Annotated in this window: 1 protein-coding gene; it reads right to left on the bottom strand. The window is 73.5% G+C overall.

What is annotated here, in order from left to right; genetic code table 11:
* Positions 1-225: 225 nt before the first annotated feature.
* Entirely contained in the window at positions 226-1,488 is a 1,263-nt protein-coding gene (locus tag DWY03_RS09930; RefSeq protein WP_117840764.1) for an IS30 family transposase, read from the bottom strand.
* Positions 1,489-1,593 lie beyond the last annotated feature (105 nt).

Here is a 1,593-nt window from a genome sequence, read left to right on the forward strand (position 1 = left end):
GGTTGATTTTCAATCTCAGCGCAACAGCCTGAACGGGCCCCGCGTTTCCGCAGCTAGCGCAACGCGGAAATAGCCCCCGGCACCTGGCCGTCGCCTCGTTTCCGCAGGTGGAGAGGCCGTGGAGGCCGGTGCCCCCATGCCGCCGCCGCATGCTCCGCCAGCCCGCCGCGCAGCCGTTCCGGACTCAGCGCAACGGGCCCTCCGGCCCATGTCCCGGCCCGCCGCCTATCCCGCCAGCGGCCCCTCGCCCCTCGCGGCCCTGGCCCTGTCGATGCAGCCGGGCGTGAGGTCGAGCTCGCCGGGCGCCAGCTCCTCTATCCCGAACGCGTCCATGAGGGCGGAGGCGTCCTCCCCGAGGGCCGCCCGCAGCACGCGCGCCGGCGTCAGGAACCCGAGCGCCCCCCTCGGCTCGGAGTTCACCTGCGACATGAGCAGCGCGCAGTCCGCCGCCTCCAGCCGGTCGAACCTGGCCCCGGCGCCCTTGGGCAGCAGCTTCCTGATCTCGACGTGGTTCTTCTCGCACGCGCCCTTCTGCTGGCTCTGCCGGGGGTCGCAGTAGAAGAGCCTGGTCTCGCCGTCCCGCTCGCCGAGCAGCTCCGCGATGGCGCCCTCGTCGGCGAACTCGCTCCCGTTGTCGGTGAGCACGGCGCCGAAGGCGCGCCTCGCGCCGTCCTCGCCGAGGACCCCGCGCAGGGAGGAGAGCGCCGCCAGGACCGAGGCGCACGTGCCGTCCGGCAGCGGCAGGGCCAGCTGGAAGCGGCTCGGGCGGTGCAGGAGCGTGAGGAGCCTGGCGGAGTCGCCCCTGGAGCCCTCGACGGTGTCCATCTCCCAGGCCGCGGCGCAGGCGTCCTCGCCGAGCGCGAGGAACGACGCGTGCGACCTGCGCGGCGAGTGGGACGTCGCCCTCTTCGGGGCCCGGCGCGACCTCGGCCTGTAGCCGACCTTGCGCCTGAGCTCCATGTTCGTCATGCCGTCGTAGCCGGCGTCCACCCACCTGTAGACGGTGGAGGCGCTGAGCCCGGGGGTCGTCGCCGCTATCTGCTGCGGGGAGAGCCCGCGCGCGAGCCCGTCCCTGATGGCCGCGAGCTTGGCGGCGGCGCCCTCCTCGGTCTCGTCGATCCCGGACCTGCTCGCCGAGAGCTCGGCGTCGGCCGCCTCCTGCGCCCTCCTGGCGCTGTAGAACACCCTGGGCCTCCTCGAGCAGCCGTAGCCCCTCCTGTGCGAGCAGCCGTTGCAGCACCTCGGCCACACGGAGAGCCTGGGGCAGGCCCCCGACAGGTCCGCGGGCGCGGGCTCGCCGTAGCGCGAGCGCGGCGCGGTGACGTAGCGGTGCGCCGCCACCTCCCTGGTCACGGTCGAGGGCGACCTGCCGAGCTCCGCGGCGATCTCGCGGGCGCTGCGGTTGCGGTCGAGCATCCTCTCGACCGTGTTCCTCTCGTGCCTCGTGAGCCTCCCGTACGACCTTCCGGACGGCTTGGGTCTGGACATGCCGGCCTCCCTCCATCGCGGGCCGGGGGATTCCGGCCCCTCTGGGGTTGCCTACCCGGATTCGCGCCTCAGGACTCAGCGCAACGCGTTGCGCTGAGTCCTGAG

It is taken from the genome of Collinsella sp. AF23-2 (assembly GCF_003459245.1).
GTDB lineage: Bacteria > Actinomycetota > Coriobacteriia > Coriobacteriales > Coriobacteriaceae > Collinsella.